The 4265-nt window shown below is 61.5% G+C and carries 3 protein-coding genes and 1 pseudogene; 3 read left to right on the top strand and 1 reads right to left on the bottom strand.

Annotation, left to right across the window (positions count from 1 at the left end; all coding sequences use genetic code 11):
- Positions 1–73 precede the first annotated feature (73 nt).
- The 3 genes from B088_RS08005 to B088_RS08645 all read left to right on the top strand — a co-directional run bounded on the left by B088_RS08005 (position 74) and on the right by B088_RS08645 (position 2814).
- Complete coding sequence (locus B088_RS08005) at positions 74–301, top strand: hypothetical protein (RefSeq protein ID WP_018107909.1); 228 nt, start codon at positions 74–76, stop codon at positions 299–301.
- A 9-nt stretch (positions 302–310) separates the two neighbouring features.
- On the top strand, positions 311–2524 hold the full coding sequence (locus B088_RS08000; RefSeq protein WP_018107908.1) for a RelA/SpoT family protein: 2214 nt from the start codon (positions 311–313) through the stop codon (positions 2522–2524).
- A 149-nt stretch (positions 2525–2673) separates the two neighbouring features.
- Positions 2674–2814, top strand: a complete 141-nt coding sequence (locus tag B088_RS08645) for a hypothetical protein (protein WP_155802392.1) — start codon at positions 2674–2676, stop codon at positions 2812–2814.
- Positions 2815–3305: 491 nt separating this feature from the next.
- Here the strand turns inward: B088_RS08645 and B088_RS08710 are convergent.
- Positions 3306–4265 (bottom strand): annotated as a pseudogene (locus tag B088_RS08710) (aminomethyl-transferring glycine dehydrogenase); the annotation flags it as partial.

Raw genomic sequence — 4265 nt, 5'->3', positions numbered from 1 at the left:
CAAAGTCCCTGCCGAAAAAGCACCGCTTTTTCGGCGAAAGACCATTTGACAAAGGTCTTTGTAGAGATATATTATGAGCAAGAGCAATACTACACTTCCTATCCTGATATGCGTCGTGGTGGGGATCGCCGCCATCGTCGGGATGCTTAAGTCGACGAGCTGGGTGACCTTCTGGATCGCCCTCGCCGTCCTCGCCATCGCACTGATCCTGCTGGTCGTCCTCTCCGTCCGTCCGCGGCGGGTGCGGCGGTCGGACTACGAGCAGAGAGTCTCAGACCGTCTCTCTAAGAGAGAGAAGTAAGCCGTCGCCATGTATCGCCACCGAGCCATATCGTACGAGAGCAGTATCGGGGAGATCCTGAGGTATCTCTTTAGCCTCGATCATGGGCTGTCGGCGGACCTGATCCACCGGGTGCTGGAGATCCTCCGCCGCTCTGCCGATCAGGGGGCGTATGAGGCGAAGAGCCTCGACAGTCTGAAGACGCAGCTCCTCACCGCCGTCTCCGCCGTGGAGGAGATCGGCCTCCACTCCTCCTCTCTCCTGGCAATCCTCCTCTGGCGCCCGATGAGCTGCGGCGTGGTGACGGCGGAGCAGGTGGAGGAGACCTTTGGCTCCGATACGGCACACCTGGACCGACTTCTCCTGCGGGTCTGCGAGGTGTACGACCCGACGGAGGTGATGACGAGCGATAATCTCGGACGATTTCTCCTCTCCTTTGCAGAGGATGTGCGGATCATCCTGATCCTGATCGCCGACAGGCTTGTGAGGCTGAGACTCGCCGGGCATCTCCTCGGGGAGACGGAGCGGACGGTGCTGGCGGACGAGGTGCACACGATCTTTGCCCCCTACGCCCATCGCATGGGTCTCTATGCGGTCAAGAGCGAGATGGACGACCTGGCGCTCAAGTACACCGACCGTAAGGCGTACTCCTATATAAAGGAGAAGTTGGCGCAGACGAAGGATGCTCGCGATGCCTACATCGCCGCCTTTATCCGGCCGCTGGAGGAGCGGCTGAAGGAGGCGGGTCTGAAGTTTCATATCAAGGGACGGACGAAATCGATCTCATCGATCCACCATAAGCTGCAGGTGCAGAAGTGCGCCTTCGAGCAGATCTACGACCTCTTTGCCATCCGGATCATCCTCGACTCGGAGCCAAAGAAGGAGAAGGGCGACTGCTGGCATGTCTACTCCATCGTCACGGACATGTACCAGCCCAATCCGAAGCGGCTCAAGGACTGGATATCCATCCCGAAGAGCAACGGCTATCAGAGCCTCCACATCACCGTCATGGGTCCGGAGCACCGCTGGGTGGAGGTGCAGATCCGGACCGAGCGGATGGATGAGATCGCCGAGAGAGGTCTGGCGGCGCACTGGCGGTATAAGGGGATCAAGAGCGAGACCGGGCTGGACGACCTGATGACCGAGGCACGGCGGGTGCTGGAGATGGGCGACAAGCTACCACAGGATGAGGTGATCAAGGACTTCCGGATGGACCTGTACGACGAGGAGGTGTACGTCTTTACGCCCAAGGGGGAGGTACTTCAGCTGCCCAAGGGGGCGACGGTGCTCGACTTCGCCTTCTCCATCCACACCAACGTCGGGAGCCACTGTGTCTCCGCACGGGTCAATGGTCGTAATGTCGGACTGCGGTATGTGCTGCAGAATGGCGACTCCGTCAGCGTCATCACCTCCGACAGCCAGAGTCCCAAGGCGGACTGGCTCGACATCGCCCAGACCTCCCGTGCGAGGAGCAAGATCAGGAGCTATCTCCGCAATCAGGATGAGGAGCGGATCGCCCTGGCACGCGAGGACCTGCAGCGGAAGATCCGGAATCGGAAACTGGAGTGGGATGAGAGCGAATTCGCCCGGCTGATGAAGCGGCACGGCTACAAGGGCGAGAGCGACTTCCTCCTCGCCGTGGCGGAGGGGCGGTATGAGGTGAATCAGGTGCTGGTGGACTACAAGGCTCTCTTAGAGGAGCGGACCGAGAGCGCCAAGGAGTCGAGGCCTAAGGTGTCGGCGGAGGACTACGAGCGGGAGACAGAGCTGGAGCAGCTCTCCACGGCGGATAAGGACGTGATCCTGATCGATGGGCGACTGACCGGAATCGACTACGAGCTGGCTCAGTGCTGCCACCCGATCTACGGCGACCGGATCTTTGCCTACGCCTCCCGGACGGGGATGAGGATCCACAGCTACGACTGCCCCAATGCGTCTGACCTCTTTACCCGCTACAGCTACCGGATCCACAAGGCCGAGTGGGCGGGCGTGGCGGCTGACCGGGCTGCTCATGAGGTGACGCTGAGAGTGGTCGGCGAGGACGACATCACGGTGGTCAATAATATATCAACCCGTATCGGGCTGGAGAAGGGAGTCCGACTGAAGAACTTCCGTATCGAGTCCAATGACGGGCTCTTCCTCGGCTTCTTTACCCTCTATGCGGATGACGAGCGGTCGCTGAAGCAGCTCATCCGCCTGATCCGCCAGGCAAAGGGGGTGAAGTCGGTGGATCGGACCGAGTAACACCGGGGGTCGTCCCCTCGTCAGACGAGTCGGACGGCCAGCCCCAATATACTGGCTCACTCAGCACACCGGCATCCGCAAGGATGCCCGCTCCATAGGCATCGGTCGAGGCACGATGTGCCGATGACCGATGTATAGGCGCACACATCATGGCTCGACCCCTTGCGGGTCGCCGGGATGTGGTTGCTTGCTCGGCGACCCCTGTCGGGGTCGTGGGGGAGGGGGTGGGGCGCTGCACATCGGTCACCGCTTCGCGGATGACCGATGCCTATGGAGCGAGCACCCGCTAGGGGTGCACCGCCGGCAGGTCTGGGCTCTCTCGGACGGGTCGGACGGCGCCGGGTATGGACCTGCCGTCCCTCTCTCTCCTCATCCCTCTCTCACTATCTCTCCTCCTCTCTCCTCAGTATAGGGATATACATCACGGATCGACCCCTTGTGGGTCACCGGGATGTGGTTGCTTGCTCGGCGACCCGCAAGGGGTCGTGAGGTTGGGGGTGGGGCGCTGCACATCGGTCACCGCTTCGCGGATGACCGATGCCTATGGAGCGAGCACCCCTCCGAGGTGCCCTACCGTGTCGTCTACTGAGTAGTCTTCCTCCAGCTCTCTCCCACCAGTCCCGGCAGGGTGGAGTGGGGGGGAGAGGCTGCGCCGTCCGACTCGTCCGACTGGTCCGACTCGTCCGATATGATAGCGCGTCGTCCGACTTGTCCGATAGATAGCGAGAGGGGGCACGACGCTAATGCGCCGTGCCCCCTCGTCGGTCTATATAGGGGAGGATTACTTCTCCTCCTTCATCGCATTCTCATTGGAGATCAGCTCGCCGGCGGGGATGTAGCAGCAGACGAGGTTGCGGTCGCCGTAGCCGTCGTTGACGCGGGCGACATTGACCCAGTGCTTCCAGTCGTGGAGGTAGGGGAGGTCAAAGGCAGCCTTCTCCCTCGTGTAGGGGTGGCTCCACTCGTCGGTGGCCACCTCGTAGAGGGGGTGGGGGGCATTCTTGAGGACATTATCCTCCACGTCAGCCTTGCCGTCCATGATCTCCTGGATGTCGGCGCGGATGCGCTTCATCACCTCGACGAAGCGGTCGAGCTCCTTGAGGCTCTCACTCTCGGTCGGCTCCACCATGAGCGTGCCGTGGACGGGGAAGGAGAGCGTCGGGGCGTGGTAGTTGTAGTCCATGAGTCGCTTGGCGATGTCGAGGTCGGTGATGCCGACAGCGCCAAAGTTGCGGCACTCGACGATGCACTCGTGTCCGACGAAGCCGGTCTCTCCGCGGTAGAGGACACCATAGTCCTCCTGCAGGCGGGCGGAGAGGTAGTTGGAATTGAGGATCGCTCCGGCGGTGGCAGCCTTGAGCCCCTTAGCGCCCATCATGCGGATGTAGGCGTAGGTGATACCGAGGATGCCGGCGCTGCCGAAGGGTGCTGAGGAGACGGGGATGCGGTCCTCGCCATGCATCAGTGGGTGAGAGGGCTTGTAGGGTGCAAGCTTGCTCGTCATGCAGATACAGCCCTCACCGGGACCTCCACCACCGTGGGGGATGGCGAAGGTCTTGTGGAGGTTGAGATGGCAGACGTCGGCGCCGATGAAGCCGGGGTTGGTCCAGCCACACTGACCGTTCATATTGGCACCATCCATATAGACCAGTCCGCCGCGGTCGTGGACGATCTTGAGGAGCTCACGGATGTGTACCTCGAAGATACCGTACGTACTCGGGTAGGTGATCATGGTGCCGGC

Origin of the sequence: Porphyromonas bennonis DSM 23058 = JCM 16335 (genome assembly GCF_000375645.1) — a bacterium.
Taxonomy (GTDB): Bacteria; Bacteroidota; Bacteroidia; order Bacteroidales; family Porphyromonadaceae; genus Porphyromonas_A; species Porphyromonas_A bennonis.
Note: the sequence above shows the minus strand (reverse complement) of the source record. Positions and strands in the feature narration are given on the sequence as shown.